The sequence below is a fragment of the Aedoeadaptatus acetigenes genome, assembly GCF_025566985.1.
GTDB lineage: Bacteria > Bacillota > Clostridia > Tissierellales > Peptoniphilaceae > Aedoeadaptatus > Aedoeadaptatus acetigenes.
On the sequence record NZ_JAOQJD010000013.1, the window covers coordinates 1 to 1,548 of the forward strand.

Annotated in this window: 1 rRNA gene (only partly in view); it reads right to left on the reverse strand. The window is 51.3% G+C overall.

Features of this window, described 5'->3' with window-relative positions:
• Positions 1-231: 231 nt before the first annotated feature.
• Positions 232-1,548, reverse strand: a 16S ribosomal RNA gene (locus OCV31_RS07655); it runs 254 nt beyond the window's last position.

Consider the following 1,548-nt stretch of genomic DNA (forward strand, 5'->3'; position numbering starts at 1 on the left):
CTAACTTGACCTTACGATCTATTTCGTTGAAATTGTAATCTTAAATTTAAATTTGAAGATTTGATTTTACGATGTTCTCGTTTTTGATTGTATATGCAATTGTCTTGGTTCAAAAATAGAATCCCGTCCGATTTGCACAGACGATTACGCGACTTGCAGATTCATAATTAAAGGTATAAGAGATTTGTCCATCTTTCGCTCTCCCCCGCAGGGGAGAGCGTATTTCCTTAGAAAGGAGGTGATCCAGCCGCACCTTCCGATACGGCTACCTTGTTACGACTTCACCCCAGTCATTAACCCTACCTTCGACAGCTGCCTCCTTGCGGTTGGCTCGCTGGCTTCGGGTATTGCCAACTCCCATGGTGTGACGGGCGGTGTGTACAAGACCCGGGAACGCATTCACCGCGACATTCTGATTCGCGATTACTAGCAACTCCGACTTCATGCAGGCGAGTTGCAGCCTGCAATCCGAACTGGGATCGGCTTTTTGAGATTCGCTTGCGATCGCTCGTTTGCTGCCCTCTGTACCGACCATTGTAGCACGTGTGTAGCCCAGGACATAAAGGGCATGATGATTTGACGTCATCCCCACCTTCCTCCGATTTATCATCGGCAGTCCCTTTAGAGTTCCCACCATTACGTGCTGGCAACTAAAAGTAAGGGTTGCGCTCGTTGCGGGACTTAACCCAACATCTCACGACACGAGCTGACGACAACCATGCACCACCTGTATTAGCGTTTCCGAAGAAAAAACTTTATCTCTAAAGCGGGCGCTAGTATTTCAAGTCCTGGTAAGGTTCTTCGCGTTGCTTCGAATTAAACCACATGCTCCGCTGCTTGTGCGGGTCCCCGTCAATTCCTTTGAGTTTCATGCTTGCGCACGTACTCCCCAGGCGGAGTGCTTATTGTGTTAACGGCGGCACCGAGGTATGACCCCCGACACCTAGCACTCATCGTTTACGGCGTGGACTACCAGGGTATCTAATCCTGTTTGCTACCCACGCTTTCGTTCCTCAGCGTCAGTTGAAGTCCAGCAAGTCGCCTTCGCCACCGGTATTCCTCCTAATATCTACGCATTCCACCGCTACACTAGGAATTCCACTTGCCTCTCCTTCACTCAAGCTTGACAGTTTCCGATGCTTACGAAGGTTGAGCCTTCGCCTTTTACATCGGACTTGCCATGCCGCCTGCGAACCCTTTACGCCCAGTAATTCCGGACAACGCTCGCCCCCTACGTATTACCGCGGCTGCTGGCACGTAGTTAGCCGGGGCTTCCTCCCATGGTACCGTCATTATCTTCCCATAGGACAGAGCTTTACGATTCGAAAACCTTCATCGCTCACGCGGCGTCGCTGCATCAGGGTTGCCCCCATTGTGCAAGATTCCCCACTGCTGCCTCCCGTAGGAGTTTGGACCGTGTCTCAGTTCCAATGTGACCGTTCACCCTCTCAGGCCGGTTACTGATCGTCGCCTTGGTGGGCCGTTACCCCGCCAACAAGCTAATCAGACGCGAGGCCATCTCTTACCGCTAACGCTTTGACTTCATCA